Source organism: Salmonella sp. SJTUF15581, assembly GCF_043356775.1.
Classification (GTDB): domain Bacteria; phylum Pseudomonadota; class Gammaproteobacteria; order Enterobacterales; family Enterobacteriaceae; genus Salmonella; species Salmonella enterica.
Genome location: NZ_JBEUJY010000005.1, coordinates 167123 through 181097, shown reverse-complemented (window position 1 = coordinate 181097; position 13975 = coordinate 167123). Strand labels below are relative to the sequence as shown.

Genomic DNA, 13975 nt, shown 5'->3' with positions numbered 1-13975 from the left:
TGCAGCGTTATGACATACTTGAGAGAATTTGAGATGTAATATTAGTTATTGAATATAACATTTATTTATAGGTTGCATGATAAACATACGAGTTTTTTATGGGCAGCGTTAACTTCATAACTCACGCCGATGTTCTGCAACTTATTGCGAAAAGAACGGCTGAAGATTGTATTATTTTTCTTTCTGGTCCTACGTCCAGAAAGACGCCGCTGTCCTTGTTACGAATGAAAGATGTCATTGCAGTCAATGGTTCTGTTCAATATTTGCTAAACAATAACGTCAAGCCATTTTTGTACCTTCTGACGGATGTTCGCTTCCTCCATCGCCGGCGCGAAGATTTTTATAACTTTAGCCGTAACAGTCAGTTTACTATCGTCAATCTTGATGTGTACGAACAGGCTTCAGTGGATGATCAAAAATATATTGAAGAAAACTGTTTAATTATTCGCTCCTTTTATCGCCGAGAAAAAGGGGGCTTTTTAAAGAAAATTAAATTTAATATCCTCAAGCGGGTTCATAAAGCATTACTTATTTCAGTTCCTCTTTCGAAAAGAGGGCGACTGGCTGGATTTTGCAAGGATATCAGCATCGGGTATTGCTCTTGCCATACTATTGCTTATACCGCTATTCAGGTTGCCTATTCCCTCAAGTATGGTCGTATTATATGTTCTGGGCTTGACTTAACAGGAAGTTGCCCACGTTTCTATGACGAATCTACCAGCCCTATGCCATCTGAGCTTAGTAAAGACCTGTTTAAAATACTGCCATTTTTTACTTTTATGAGAAAAAATGTGAGTGATTTAAATATCTTTAATTTATCAGATGATACTGCAATTCATTACGATATTATTCCATATATTACAGCCTCGGAACTTGAGGATGAAATATATTACGATAAAATTGTCTAGATACTAGATAAATCATTATTTTGCGTTGCTTCGGCACGCATTTCTTTTTGTATAACATTTCTTTTTCTATAAAGTTAACTATTCTGGATTATAGCTATTATGATTAAAAAAATCATATTTACTGTTACTCCTATATTTTCAATTCCTCCTCGTGGTGCGGCTGCGGTAGAAACCTGGATTTACCAGGTTGCAAAACGACTATCAATACCGAGTGCTATTGCTTGTATAAAGAATGCTGGCTATCCTGAATATAATAAAATAAACGATAACTGTGATATTCATTACATTGGGTTTAGTAAAGTTTATAAGCGTCTTTTTCAGAAATGGACTCGTCTCGACCCATTACCCTATTCCCAGCGCATCCTTAATATTAGAGATAAAGTGACTACCCAGGAAGATAGCGTCATTGTTATTCATAATAGTATGAAACTGTATCGGCAGATCAGAGAGCGCAATCCGAATGCAAAACTGGTTATGCACATGCATAACGCATTTGAACCAGAACTTCCTGATAACGATGCAAAAATTATCGTACCCAGTCAGTTTCTTAAAGCGTTTTATGAAGAAAGGTTGCCCGCCGCTGCTGTTAGTATTGTGCCTAATGGTTTTTGTGCTGAGACTTATAAAAGAAACCCACAAAATAACCTCCGTCAGCAATTAAATATTGCGGAAGATGCCACCGTTCTCTTATATGCCGGGAGAATTTCGCCTGATAAAGGCATCCTGTTGCTTTTGCAGGCGTTCAAAAAATTACGTACCTTAAAAAGTAATATTAAACTTGTCGTTGTTGGCGACCCTTATGCAAGCCGCAAGGGTGAAAAAGCTGAGTATCAAAAGAAAGTACTGGACGCCGCAAAAGAGATTGGAACGGATTGTATTATGGCTGGGGGGCAATCTCCCGACCAGATGCATAACTTCTATCATATAGCCGATCTGGTTATTGTGCCGTCTCAGGTTGAAGAAGCATTTTGCATGGTGGCTGTAGAAGCGATGGCAGCAGGAAAAGCGGTTCTTGCCAGCAAAAAAGGGGGGATTAGCGAATTTGTGTTAGATGGCATAACGGGCTATCACCTCGCAGAGCCTATGTCGAGCGACAGTATAATTAATGATATTAACCGTGCGCTTGCTGATAAGGAACGCCACCAGATTGCCGAAAAAGCAAAATCCCTGGTGTTTTCAAAATACAGTTGGGAAAATGTAGCGCAGCGTTTCGAGGAACAAATGAAAAGCTGGTTTGATAAGTGATTGAGCCCGGATGATGAAAAACGCGCTGATACCGTAATAAGTATCAGCGCGTTTTTTTATCTATTTCTTAGCGCCAGCAGAAAACCGGTAATGATACCAATTTGAGCAATATCGACCTGTTCAAAATTGCCACGAACGATATAAAAACCGACGAAAGATAAAAATAGCAAGAGATGAGCATTGTAGGGGCTTATCTCTACTTTCCTGAAGGTAGAGCTGGCTGTTTCCCTGATGATAGCGCCATATAAATAGGCCAGACTCGCCAGACCCAATATGCCAGCACTAAACCAGATGTACAGAATGGTATTATGCGGACCGATAGATTCTTTAAAGGTCCACGTTGGATAATCGACAACGCGTTTATTATAAACACCATCATACACATCATTACCATAGCCGTAGCCCTTGATCGGGTTTTCCTGAATCAGTATCCACGCGGTGCCCTGGGTTCCGTTAGTATAACGATATGAGCTATCTGTCTGCTGTAATTTATACAGTAAATGTTCTGGGTCTGGTTTGTTATTATGTTGAGTGATAACCAAAGCGCCGATAATGGCTAATAAAATGGCACCAACTCCTATTAACTTCCATTGGCGGTTCAGTATTGCCCACAGAACACCTACTATAAGCACCGCCAACCATGCCCCTCGCGATAGGGTTCCCAGGATAAAGAAAAGGTAGATAGCGCTAAGCACCAAAAAAACCAACTTAATTGCATTTTTTCTAAACAGCCAAATATTCAATAATGCTGGAAATAAGAAAACCATGGAATCGGACATATGTCGATGCGCATAGCTTATGAATGGCATAATCCCTTTATTATAGTCCTCGATATACAGAATACTCTCTGCAAGGCAGCGAAGCCCTAAACTTGTTAAAAAGGAGAAAAGTACTATTTTCGCAACCGTTTCTTTTGTTTCATCTTTTAATAGTACGGGAATTAATAAAGTATATAATAAGAAACCCTCCAGTACCGTATTTTCAAATTCCTTGAAACTTTCTTTCATATCTGGCGATATGAGTATGGAATACACAAGGATTAATGATAATACTGCTACGCTATAAAATACGCTATTTTTGAAAAGAGGGGGGAAACTTTTCGGTGAGCGTGAGACCTGATAAATCGCGGTGATAACCATAAGTATGATTATCAAATGTTTATAACGCGTAATACCATCCAGAAAATACGTGGCAACAAAAAGAAAAACCAGCGCTTTATTCCAGATCGGCTTCCATTTCTCTTTATTTAACGTTAATGATGTGGTTAGCATCTTTTCTCCACAATAGGTTTGGGATGAGACAGAGTCTCTTTAATGAATCTTTCCAAATACGCTTGTGGCATCTAAATTCGCCAGGTCTTGTTCTGGTGAGCAGCATGCCATTTGGTTCTTCCCATAACCTCCAATTAACCCAGGGTCCGTTGAGCCATATAGCGTAATATTCGGTCTGTCGAGCGCGGCGGTGAGATGGCTCAGGCCGGTATCAACCGATACGACAAATTTTGCGCCAGCCAGCACTCTGGCGACCTCCTCCAGGCTCATGCGCGGTAACACATCCACATAGTCAAAGCCTTCGGCCAGTCGTTTAGCACGGGCCTCCTCATGAGGCGCGCCCCAGGGAAGTTTTATCCGTAATCCGGTGTTGCCCACCAGGCCGATAAGCTCGCGCCAGTTTGCTTCCGGCCAGTGTTTATCATCGCGGGTCGTGGCATGTAAAAACACCGCATACGGATCGCTGACCGCCTGCTGGCAATGCAGAAAATGTTTTGCGATGGCATAATCGCCCTGCGACTGCGGTTTATCGTATCCCAGGCTTTTGGCGAACAGCTCGCGCGTCCGCTCAACCGCATGTTGTTGCTTTGCGATATGGTGTTTACGGTTATAGAACAGGCTGGCCAGCGGTTCGCGGGCAGTACTCCAGTCCATACCGTGCTTTATCCCATGCGCCAGACGCGTCACCAGCGCCGCGCTTTTCACCAGCCCCTGCGCATCAATCACAGCGTCGTATTGGTATGCGCATACCGCCCGATGAAAGGCTGTGCGTTCCGCTTTAATGGGCGCGGAAAACCAGGCTTTGCGCCAACGGCGAATAGCGACGGGAATCACGCGATCGACAGCACTGTGCCAGGACGGAATTTGCGCAAACCCTTCTTCGACAACCCAATCAAATTGAATCCCTGGAATAGCCTGTTGCGCGTCGGTAAGCGCAGGCAGGGTATGTAATACGTCGCCCATCGATGATGTTTTAACGATCAAAACCCGCATTAAACGCCCTCTTCCGACAACAGCGAATGAAGCTCTTCCAGAACCCGCTGCGGCGTGATATCGATCAGGCTCTGGTGATAGCCTTGCGCCGTATCGCCTTTACGCACTTTGTGATAACCCGTAATGAGACGAATCACCCGGGCCTTATGAGACAGCGGTGGCGTGAAATCCGGGCTACTTGGGCCATACAAGGCGACCAGCGGGCGGTCGAGCGCCGCCGCGACGTGCATCAGTCCGGAATCGTTGGTGACGATGGCTTTACAGGCGGCTATCAGAATGACGGCCTGTTCCAGCTGGGTTTCCCCCGCCAGGTTGCGACACCATGCCTGCTGCTCGCTATTCAGCGCCGCCAGGATCTCATTTCCGGCTTCATGGTCTTTTGCCGAGCCAAACAGTACGACCTGATACCCTTCGTTAATGAGCTGTTTTGCCAGTTCGGCGTAGTGATAGTGCGGCCAACGTTTTGCCGGGCCAAATTCCGCGCCGGGGCAAAAGCCGATTAGAGGACGTTCAGAAGATAGTGAAAAGTCGCTGCACATCAGCGACTTTTCACCCTCGCTAACCTGGAGCTGCGGCCAGAGCAGCGGCTGCGGCAGATCTTTCGCCGTGCGCATCACGCCCTTGTCATAGGCCAGCGCCACGTAGCGCTCCACCATCAGCGGCCAGGCGTCTTTATCAAGGACGCGCGCATCGTTCAGCAGGCCATAGCGCATTTCGCCGCGCCAGCCGGTACGGTGCGGGATATTGGCAAAGAAAGGAATCAGCGCCGATTTAAACGAATTTGGCAGCACCCAGGCGCGATCGTAGCGCTTCTCTCGCAGGCTATGGCCCAATCTGCGGCGCTCGCCGATTTCCAGCGCGCCGTGGCCCAGCGGCATGGGTATCGCCTCGTTAACTTCCGGCATACGCGATAACAACGGACGGCACCAGGCGGGCGCCATCACGTCGATTATCGCCTGGGGATAGCGCGCTTTAAGCGTGCGATAGAGACTTTGCGACATCATCATGTCGCCCACCCAGGACGGGCCAATGACCAAAATTTTCATACTTACGCGTCGCGGTTCAGCCAGGCCATATACTCCGTGACGCCTTCGGCGACGGTCTTAAAGGGTTTGTCGTAGCCCGCGTTGCGTAGATTGGTTAAATCCGCCTGCGTAAACGCCTGATAGCGGCCTTTCAGCTTATCCGGGAACGGAATGTATTCAATGCTGCCTTTTTTATGGTATGCCAGCGTCGCGTCGGCGACGGCCTGGAAAGATTCCGCACGGCCTGTGCCCAGGTTAAAGATGCCGGACTTACCGCTTTCCAGGAACCACAGGTTAACGGCGGCCACATCGCCCACGTAAACGAAGTCGCGCTTGAAGTTTTCGCTGCCTTCAAACAGTTTCGGGCTTTCGCCGTTGTTTAACTGTGTATTCAGATGAAATGCCACGCTTGCCATGCTGCCTTTATGGCCTTCACGTGGTCCATAGACGTTGAAATAGCGGAAACCGACAATCTGCGAGTTCGCTTCTGGCAGGATCTGGCGCACATATTCATCAAACAGGAATTTAGAATAGCCGTAAACGTTAAGCGGTTTTTCGTATTCGCGCGATTCGATGAAATCAGACGTGCGACCGCCATAGGTGGCGGCAGAAGAGGCATAGAGGAACGGGATTTCGCGCTCAAGACAATAGTGCAGAAGCTCTTTGGAGTATTGATAGTTATTATCCATCATATACTTGCCGTCCCACTCGGTGGTGGAAGAGCAGGCGCCTTCATGGAAAATAGCTTCGATATCGCCGAGCTCTTCTCCGGACATAATCTGGATCAGGAAATCTTCCTTATCCATATAGTCAGCAATGTTCAGATCCACCAGGTTTACAAACTTGGTGCCGTCTTTCAGGTTATCCACCACCAGAATATCGGTGATACCTTTATCATTCAGGGCCTTAACGATATTGCTGCCGATAAAGCCCGCGCCGCCGGTAACGATGATCATAACTGTAACCTTTGAATTATGGTGTCAGAGACTGTCTCAGACATGAATGCTCTTATCATAACACTATTCATCCATTCACTGATAACCCGTGAGGATACGCGTGATTTATGCTGCATTTTAAAGAAGTGATGACGCGTCATCTCGTATCAACGTATCGCTTTGGGTAATATGTGCTGAAATTTGCCCAGTCTGGAGAATCGCAATGCGTGGGGATTTTTACAAACAGTTAACCAACGATCTGGAAACCGCCCGGGCGGAAGGATTGTTTAAAGAAGAGCGCATTATTACGTCTGCGCAGCAGGCGGATATCACCGTGGCGGATGGAAGCCACGTTATTAACTTTTGCGCCAATAACTATCTCGGGCTGGCGAATCACCCTGAGCTGATTAATGCCGCAAAAGCGGGCATGGACAGCCACGGTTTCGGTATGGCGTCCGTGCGTTTTATCTGCGGCACCCAGGACAGCCACAAAGCGCTGGAGCAAAAGCTGGCAAGCTTCCTCGGCATGGAAGATGCGATTCTGTATTCCTCCTGTTTCGATGCTAACGGCGGCTTGTTTGAGACGTTGCTGGGCGCGGAAGACGCTATTATTTCCGACGCGCTGAATCACGCGTCTATCATTGACGGCGTGCGTTTGTGTAAAGCGAAGCGCTATCGCTATGCCAACAACGATATGGCAGAGCTGGAAGCGCGGCTGAAAGAGGCGCGTGAGGCCGGCGCGCGTCATGTCCTGATCGCCACCGACGGCGTGTTCTCAATGGATGGCGTCATCGCCAATCTGAAAGGCGTCTGTGATCTGGCCGATAAATACGATGCGCTGGTGATGGTTGATGATTCTCACGCGGTAGGCTTTGTCGGCGAAAACGGTCGCGGTTCCCATGAATACTGCGACGTAATGGGCCGCGTAGATATTATTACCGGTACGCTGGGCAAAGCGTTAGGCGGCGCATCCGGCGGCTATACCGCGGCGCGTAAAGAGGTCGTTGAGTGGTTGCGTCAGCGTTCCCGCCCATATCTGTTCTCCAACTCCCTGGCGCCGGCGATCGTGGCGGCTTCTATTAAAGTGTTAGAGATGGTGGAAGCGGGCGCAGAACTGCGCGATCGCTTGTGGGCGAACGCCCGGCAGTTCCGTGAGCAGATGTCTGCCGCGGGATTTACGCTGGCAGGCGCGGATCACGCCATCATCCCGGTAATGCTGGGAGATGCGGTTGTCGCGCAGAAATTTGCCCGCGAACTGCAAAAAGAGGGCATTTACGTTACCGGTTTCTTCTATCCGGTCGTACCAAAAGGTCAGGCGCGTATTCGTACCCAGATGTCTGCGGCGCATACGCCTGAGCAAATTACGCGTGCGGTAGACGCGTTCACGCGTATTGGTAAACAACTGGGCGTGATTGCCTGAGGATGTAAGATGAAAGCGTTATCCAAACTGAAAGCGGAAGAGGGCATCTGGATGACCGACGTTCCGGAACCGGAAGTCGGCCATAACGATTTGCTGATTAAAATCCGTAAAACAGCCATCTGCGGTACTGACGTTCACATCTATAACTGGGATGACTGGTCGCAAAAAACCATCCCGGTTCCGATGGTCGTGGGGCATGAATATGTCGGCGAAGTGGTCGGCATCGGTCAGGAAGTGAAAGGCTTTAAAATCGGCGATCGCGTCTCCGGCGAAGGTCATATCACCTGCGGTCATTGCCGCAACTGCCGTGGCGGTCGTACTCACCTGTGTCGCAACACCACCGGCGTGGGCGTCAACCGTCCCGGCTGCTTCGCGGAATACCTGGTCATCCCGGCGTTTAATGCGTTTAAAATCCCGGATAACATTTCTGATGATTTAGCCTCTATTTTCGACCCGTTTGGTAATGCGGTGCATACGGCGTTGTCTTTCGATCTGGTCGGCGAAGATGTACTGGTATCGGGGGCGGGGCCAATCGGCGTAATGGCCGCCGCGGTGGCGAAACATGTCGGCGCGCGTCATGTGGTGATTACTGACGTTAATGAATACCGTCTGGAGCTGGCGCGTAAAATGGGCGTCACCCGCGCGGTCAACGTCGCGAAAGAGAGCCTGAACGACGTCATGGCGGAGCTGGGAATGACCGAAGGATTCGATGTGGGTCTGGAGATGTCCGGCGCGCCGCCGGCGTTTCGTACCATGCTGGACACCATGAATCACGGCGGTCGTATTGCGATGCTGGGGATTCCGCCATCAGATATGTCTATCGACTGGACAAAAGTTATCTTTAAGGGCTTGTTCATTAAAGGTATTTATGGTCGTGAGATGTTCGAAACGTGGTACAAAATGGCGGCGCTGATCCAGTCCGGTCTGGATCTGTCACCGATTATCACCCATCGTTTCTCTATTGATGATTTCCAGAAAGGTTTTGACGCCATGCGTTCAGGCCAGTCAGGAAAAGTTATTCTGAGCTGGGATTAATATGTATAGAGACCCGATAATTTTATCGGGTCTGATATACGTTTCATCGTAAAAGGTTGGTGTCATTCGCCAACCTTTTTTGTTAGGGAAAATCTGGAAAGCCGTAAAGAATTGTCATAGACATCAAGCATTCGTAATTGCGCTTTACTCTTATTTTACTCGCTAACGTCACGCTCTACTCTGAGTTTTGTGCTTGCTTTTTACTGTAAAAATTAATTATGGCGGCTTAATAGTTTCTTAATAGAGCCACAGTATAAAGGCAGGGTAAATTAAGGTTTTTCTGGTAATCGTTATGAAAAATAGTAAAACCAAAGTGAGTATCATTGTCCCGTTATATAATGCGGGAGCGGATTTTAATGCTTGCATGGCGTCGTTAATCGCGCAAACGTGGTCGGCGCTGGAAATTATTATTGTGAATGATGGATCGACGGATCATTCCGTTGAGATAGCAAAACATTACGCGGAACATTACCCGCATGTTCGACTGCTTCATCAGGCCAATGCTGGCGCATCTGTCGCCCGTAATCTTGGCCTGCAAGCAGTGACCGGCGATTATGTCGCCTTTGTCGATGCAGATGACCTGGTCTACCCGAAGATGTATGAAACGCTGATGACCATGGCGCTTAACGATGATCTGGACGTTGCGCAGTGCAACGCGGACTGGTGCGTCCGAAAAACCGGGCACGCCTGGCAATCTATTCCGACCGATCGTCTGCGTTCCACCGGGGTATTAAGCGGACCGGATTGGTTGCGTATGGCGTTGGCCTCGCGACGCTGGACGCATGTTGTCTGGATGGGCGTTTATCGACGTGCGCTGATTATCGATAACAATATTACTTTCGTTCCCGGACTACATCATCAGGACATATTATGGTCGACGGAAGTTATGTTTAATGCCACGCGCGTACGTTATACCGAACAATCATTATATAAATATTTCCTGCATGATAATTCGGTAAGCCGTTTGCAAAGACAAGGCAATAAAAATCTTAATTATCAGCGGCATTATATTAAAATTACGCGCTTATTAGAAAAGCTCAATCGTGATTATGCCCGGCGTATTCCGATTTACCCGGAATTTCGCCAGCAAATTACCTGGGAAGCGTTACGCGTTTGTCATGCGGTACGTAAAGAGCCTGATATTTTGACCCGCCAGCGTATGATTGCCGAAATTTTTACTTCTGGCATGTATAGACGGATGATGGCTAACGTCCGCAGCGCGAAAGCGGCTTATCAGACGCTGCTCTGGTCTTTCCGGCTGTGGCAATGGCGCGACAAAACCTTGTCACACCGTCGTATGGCCCGTCAGGCGCTCAATCTGTCTTAGCGCTCACGTTTTTAGGCGCGGCGATTTTCCCCCAGCCTTGCCACTGGTGCTGAAACCAGACAATCACGGAACTTTGCGTAATGCTCTCGCCGATGACGCTGAAAAAGCGCGTAGCGTAGACCGGTTGCAGCGGTTTTTTCGGCTTGCACATCTTCACGCCGCGGAAGGGATTGCGCGGCGCGTCAATTTTCTGCGGCGTCACACCAGGTCGGGACGTATCTACCTGCGGTTCGTTGAGCAGGCTGCCTGGACGTACCAGGGTGATATCCGCCGGCAGGCGATAAACCATCTGTTGCAGCACGCGAACCGTTGCGGGATGCGGATGACCAATCGCGATAGCGGAACCGTTGCGACGGGCCAGTTCGATAGCGCGATTAAACTGACGGCGGATATCCGCCTCGTTTTGCGTATCGTCGAGGAACACTTTGCGCTTGATCACTTTCACACCCGTACCGGATGCTGCGCGCATCGCCTGGCTATTGCCAATCGTCATGCTGTCGAGAAAATAGAGATTGTAATGTTCCAGCGCCTGCATAACTTTTTGCATACCGAACAGGCTGGAAGTCATTGCGCTGCCCATGTGGTTATTAAGCCCGACGGCATACGGCACGTTGTTTACCGCCTCGCGGATAATGCGCTCGATCTCATCGCTGCTCATATCTGGTCGCAGCGTATCCTTCTCCAGCGGCTGTTTGCTTAGCGGCGCCATCGGCAGATGGATTAACACCTCATGCCCGCTATTGTGGGCTTTAGTTGCCATTTCGCGCGCGTGCGGCGCGTTGGGCAGTACGGCGACGGAGATGTTTGACGGCAGCGCCAGAACCTGGTTTTCCGTGTGCGGGCGATAGCCAAAATCATCAATCACGATGGCGAGCTTGCCAGCGAAAACGGGATGTGCAAACGCCAGCAAAGTGGCCAGCGTGAGAATGGAGCGACGAAACTGAGGCAAAACTTATCTTCCCAACCACGGCTGTGGATTGACGGCCTGACCCTGGCGACGAATTTCGAAATAAAGCGAGGGTCTGCCCTGACCGCCGCTACTGCCCACAAGGGCGATAGGTTGTCCGGCGCGCACCTGCGCGCCTACGCTGACCAGCGCGCTCTGGTTATAGCCGTAAAGGCTCATATCGCCTTTACCATGCTCTACGACCACCACCAGGCCATAGCCTTGCAGCCAGTCCGCCAGAATCACCCTGCCGTCGGCGATGGCTTTGACCTCGGTGCCTTCCGACGCGCCGATCACCATCCCCTTCCAACGTAGCTCACCCTGCAGCCGTTCGCCATAGCGATGCAATATCGGGCCGCGTACCGGCCAGTATGCCTGACCGCGAGGCGCGCCCAGACCGCCGGTGCGGGACATTAGCGAACGCTCGCTTTCCGTCGGCTTATAGGTGCTGCCTCTACGCGAGGCTTCCTGCTGCTTATCGCGTACCGCCTGCGCTTCGCGGGCTTCACGCTCCGCTCGCGCTTTGGCCGCCGCTTCCGCCCGCGCGATACTGTTGCGTAGGCGTGATTCGTTGGCGCGTAGTTCGCTTAACTGTTGCTGGCCTTGCTGAATAGACGACTCCAGTCCGGCAAGCGTTTTCTTACGTTCATTACGCGCCTGCTCCAGCTTCGCCTGTTGGGCGCGCTGCTCATACAGCAACGTTTGTTGCTGGCTTTGCTTCTCTTCCAGCTCGGCTTTTTGCGTGGCGACCTGTTCGCGAGTCTGTTTCAGTTCGGCGATAGTCTCCTGGCGCGCCTGGTTCAGATAGCCGAAGTAGGCCTGCAGGCGTTGCCCACGCTGGCTCTCTTCTCCGCTAAGAATAAGCTGAATGCCGGTGTGTTCGCCCTGGCGGAAAGCGGCGTCCAACTGCGCGGCGAGATTACGCTCCTGGCTGGCTTTTTGCTGCTCCAGTTTGGCAATTGAGGCGTTCATCTCATCAATTTGCGCATTTAACTGATCCAGAGTGCTTTGCGTTTCGCGCAACTTACGTGCTGCGGCCGAGATGGCCTCTTCCTGGGCTTTAAGTTGTGCCAGGAGGCTGGCGCGTTGTTGCTGCTGCTGGCGTACGTCGCGTTCTTTCGCGGCGATATCGGCCTGAATAGATTTGAGTTGATCGCGGTCATCCGCGTGGGCGGAAAAGGCGCACAACAATACGCCAGCGCTAAGTACGCTGGCGTAGAACAAAGGCCTGACTGAAAACGTTCTTGGTTTCACGGCCTGTTGAATGGTGTTAATCGCCTTTCCCCTCATGGGGAGGGATTATTCCACGATGAACAGCGGCTTACCAGTCATCTCTTGCGGGATTTCCATCCCCATCAGCGACAGCATGGTAGGCGCAATGTCTGAAAGTTTGCCGCCTTCGACCGCCTTCACGTTTTTCTCGCCGACATAAATCAGCGGCACCGGCAGGTTGGTGTGGGCGGTATGCGCCTGACCGGTCGCCGGATCGCGCATCTGCTCCGCGTTGCCGTGGTCCGCGGTAATCAACAGTTGTCCACCAACGGACTCAACCGCTTTTGTTACCTGGTCAATGCAGTTATCCAACGCTTCCACCGCTTTGATAGCGGCTTCCATCACGCCGGTATGACCGACCATATCGCCGTTTGGATAGTTACAAATGATGGTGTCGTACTTACCGCTTTCGATCGCCGCGACCAATTTTTCAGTCAATTCTGCAGAGCTCATTTCCGGTTGCAGGTCATAAGTGGCCACTTTCGGGGAGTTGATCAGAATGCGCTCTTCACCAGCAAACGGTTCTTCTACGCCGCCGTTAAAGAAAAAGGTTACGTGCGCATATTTTTCCGTTTCGGAAATACGCAGTTGGGTTTTGTCGTTTTTCGCCATCCATTCGCCAAAGGTATTCGCCAGCGACGCTGGTGGGTAGGCAACGGCAGTTTTGATGTCGGCGGCGTATTCGGTCAGCATCACGAAGTTCAGATTAACCACTTTCTTACGCGCAAAGCCGTCGAAATCAGCGTTAACGAAAGCGCGGGTAATTTCGCGCGCGCGGTCAGCGCGGAAGTTCATGAAAATCAGCGTGTCGCCGTCTTCCATCGCCGCATCAGCCTGGCCCTCGGCGCGGATAACGGTCGCTTTGACAAACTCATCGTTTTCATCACGAGCGTAAGCGGCCTGCAGGCCAGCCACAGCGGTATCCGCCTGGAATTCGCCCTGGGCCAGGGTCATCAGATCATACGCTTTTTCCACGCGATCCCAACGGTTGTCGCGGTCCATAGCGTAGTAACGACCGACGATAGACGCCACGCGGCCTTTGCCCAGCGCGGCGAATTTGTCTTCGAATTTTTTCAGCGAGGCTTCAGCGCTGCGCGGCGGCGTGTCGCGACCGTCGAGGAAGGCGTGCAGATAGATTTTTTCTGCGCCGCGCTCTGCGGCCAGTTCCACCATCGCCATAATGTGATCTTCGTGGCTGTGGACGCCGCCCGCGGACAGCAGACCCATAATATGAACCGCTTTACCGGCGTTTTTCGCCTGGTCTACCGCATTGGTCAGGACTGGGTTAGCAAAGAAAGTACGTTCTTTAATTTCAACGTCCAGACGCGTCAGGTCCTGATAAACGATGCGGCCTGCGCCCAGGTTAACGTGGCCCACTTCGGAGTTGCCCATCTGGCGGTCAGGCAGACCCACTTCCAGACCGGATGCGTCGATCAGGGTATGCGGACGTTTTGCCCACAGAGCATCCATCACCGGGGTTTTGGCGTTTAAGATAGCGTTATCCTGCTGTTCTTCACGGTAGCCGTAGCCATCCAGAATCACCAGTACCATAGGTTTTTTAGAAACCGACATTGCGACAACCTCATACTCAATAGACA

Annotated in this window: 12 protein-coding genes; 5 read left to right on the top strand and 7 right to left on the bottom strand. The window is 50.4% G+C overall.

Annotated elements, in window-relative coordinates; all coding sequences use genetic code 11:
• The first annotated feature begins 98 nt into the window (after positions 1 to 98).
• Together waaZ and ABVN36_RS11490 are read left to right on the top strand one after the other, a co-directional pair.
• The gene (waaZ, locus tag ABVN36_RS11495) at positions 99 to 908 is read left to right on the top strand and encodes a 3-deoxy-D-manno-oct-2-ulosonate III transferase WaaZ (RefSeq protein WP_000536017.1); all 810 of its coding nucleotides are present in this window, start codon (positions 99 to 101) and stop codon (positions 906 to 908) included.
• A 99-nt stretch (positions 909 to 1007) separates the two neighbouring features.
• Positions 1008 to 2153, top strand: coding sequence for a lipopolysaccharide N-acetylglucosaminyltransferase (locus tag ABVN36_RS11490; RefSeq protein ID WP_000591825.1), 1146 nt, complete (start codon positions 1008 to 1010; stop codon positions 2151 to 2153).
• 56 nt (positions 2154 to 2209) lie between these two features.
• On the opposite strand, the gene rfaL is transcribed toward ABVN36_RS11490, so the two are convergent.
• Genes rfaL through rfaD form a run of 4 tightly spaced genes read right to left on the bottom strand, consistent with a single transcriptional unit; the run spans position 2210 to position 6398 of the window.
• Positions 2210 to 3424 carry an O-antigen ligase RfaL gene (rfaL, locus tag ABVN36_RS11485; protein WP_000958457.1) on the bottom strand — a complete coding sequence of 405 codons (1215 nt, stop codon included), beginning with the start codon at positions 3422 to 3424 and terminating at the stop codon, positions 2210 to 2212.
• A gap of 39 nt (positions 3425 to 3463) precedes the next feature.
• Positions 3464 to 4417: a lipopolysaccharide heptosyltransferase RfaC gene (gene rfaC, locus ABVN36_RS11480; RefSeq protein ID WP_023138280.1), complete on the bottom strand. Its 954-nt coding sequence runs from the start codon at positions 4415 to 4417 to the stop codon at positions 3464 to 3466.
• Positions 4417 to 5463 (bottom strand): ADP-heptose--LPS heptosyltransferase RfaF, encoded by a 1047-nt coding sequence (gene rfaF / locus ABVN36_RS11475; RefSeq protein ID WP_000699196.1) that lies wholly within the window; start codon positions 5461 to 5463, stop codon positions 4417 to 4419. Before rfaF ends, rfaC begins: the two co-directional genes overlap by 1 nt.
• Positions 5464 to 5465: 2 nt before the next feature.
• Positions 5466 to 6398 (bottom strand): ADP-glyceromanno-heptose 6-epimerase, encoded by a 933-nt coding sequence (gene rfaD, locus ABVN36_RS11470; RefSeq protein ID WP_000587771.1) that lies wholly within the window; start codon positions 6396 to 6398, stop codon positions 5466 to 5468.
• 202 nt (positions 6399 to 6600) lie between these two features.
• Between rfaD and kbl the strand changes: the two genes are divergently transcribed.
• From kbl to ABVN36_RS11455, 3 genes are all read left to right on the top strand, one after another.
• The gene (kbl, locus tag ABVN36_RS11465; protein ID WP_001213790.1) at positions 6601 to 7797 is read left to right on the top strand and encodes a glycine C-acetyltransferase; all 1197 of its coding nucleotides are present in this window, start codon (positions 6601 to 6603) and stop codon (positions 7795 to 7797) included.
• A 9-nt stretch (positions 7798 to 7806) separates the two neighbouring features.
• Entirely contained in the window at positions 7807 to 8832 is a 1026-nt protein-coding gene (gene tdh / locus ABVN36_RS11460; RefSeq protein ID WP_000645990.1) for an L-threonine 3-dehydrogenase, read from the top strand.
• A 292-nt stretch (positions 8833 to 9124) separates the two neighbouring features.
• Positions 9125 to 10159: a glycosyltransferase gene (locus ABVN36_RS11455; protein ID WP_023138279.1), complete on the top strand. Its 1035-nt coding sequence runs from the start codon at positions 9125 to 9127 to the stop codon at positions 10157 to 10159.
• Here ABVN36_RS11455 and ABVN36_RS11450 read toward each other — a convergent pair.
• The 3 genes from ABVN36_RS11450 to gpmM are packed head-to-tail and all read right to left on the bottom strand — an operon-like array spanning position 10146 to position 13949.
• Complete coding sequence (locus ABVN36_RS11450) at positions 10146 to 11108, bottom strand: divergent polysaccharide deacetylase family protein (protein WP_023138278.1); 963 nt, start codon at positions 11106 to 11108, stop codon at positions 10146 to 10148. The two genes, ABVN36_RS11455 and ABVN36_RS11450, sit on opposite strands and share 14 nt — an antisense overlap.
• Before the next feature lie 3 nt (positions 11109 to 11111).
• Positions 11112 to 12371 (bottom strand): murein hydrolase activator EnvC, encoded by a 1260-nt coding sequence (envC, locus tag ABVN36_RS11445; RefSeq protein WP_231923129.1) that lies wholly within the window; start codon positions 12369 to 12371, stop codon positions 11112 to 11114.
• 33 nt (positions 12372 to 12404) lie between these two features.
• Positions 12405 to 13949 carry a 2,3-bisphosphoglycerate-independent phosphoglycerate mutase gene (gpmM, locus tag ABVN36_RS11440; protein WP_000116575.1) on the bottom strand — a complete coding sequence of 515 codons (1545 nt, stop codon included), beginning with the start codon at positions 13947 to 13949 and terminating at the stop codon, positions 12405 to 12407.
• Positions 13950 to 13975: the final 26 nt, after the last annotated feature.

Bases quoted from the DNA above. Each gene is read 5' to 3' on its own strand.
- waaZ (WP_000536017.1), top strand. From the start codon at position 99: ATGGGCAGCGTTAACTTCATAACTCACGCCGATGTTCTGCAACTTATT.
- ABVN36_RS11490 (WP_000591825.1), top strand. From the start codon at position 1,008: ATGATTAAAAAAATCATATTTACTGTTACTCCTATATTTTCAATTCCT.
- rfaL (WP_000958457.1), bottom strand. From the start codon at position 3,424: ATGCTAACCACATCATTAACGTTAAATAAAGAGAAATGGAAGCCGATC.
- rfaC (WP_023138280.1), bottom strand. From the start codon at position 4,417: ATGCGGGTTTTGATCGTTAAAACATCATCGATGGGCGACGTATTACAT.
- rfaF (WP_000699196.1), bottom strand. From the start codon at position 5,463: ATGAAAATTTTGGTCATTGGCCCGTCCTGGGTGGGCGACATGATGATG.
- rfaD (WP_000587771.1), bottom strand. From the start codon at position 6,398: ATGATCATCGTTACCGGCGGCGCGGGCTTTATCGGCAGCAATATCGTT.
- kbl (WP_001213790.1), top strand. From the start codon at position 6,601: ATGCGTGGGGATTTTTACAAACAGTTAACCAACGATCTGGAAACCGCC.
- tdh (WP_000645990.1), top strand. From the start codon at position 7,807: ATGAAAGCGTTATCCAAACTGAAAGCGGAAGAGGGCATCTGGATGACC.
- ABVN36_RS11455 (WP_023138279.1), top strand. From the start codon at position 9,125: ATGAAAAATAGTAAAACCAAAGTGAGTATCATTGTCCCGTTATATAAT.
- gpmM (WP_000116575.1), bottom strand. From the start codon at position 13,949: ATGTCGGTTTCTAAAAAACCTATGGTACTGGTGATTCTGGATGGCTAC.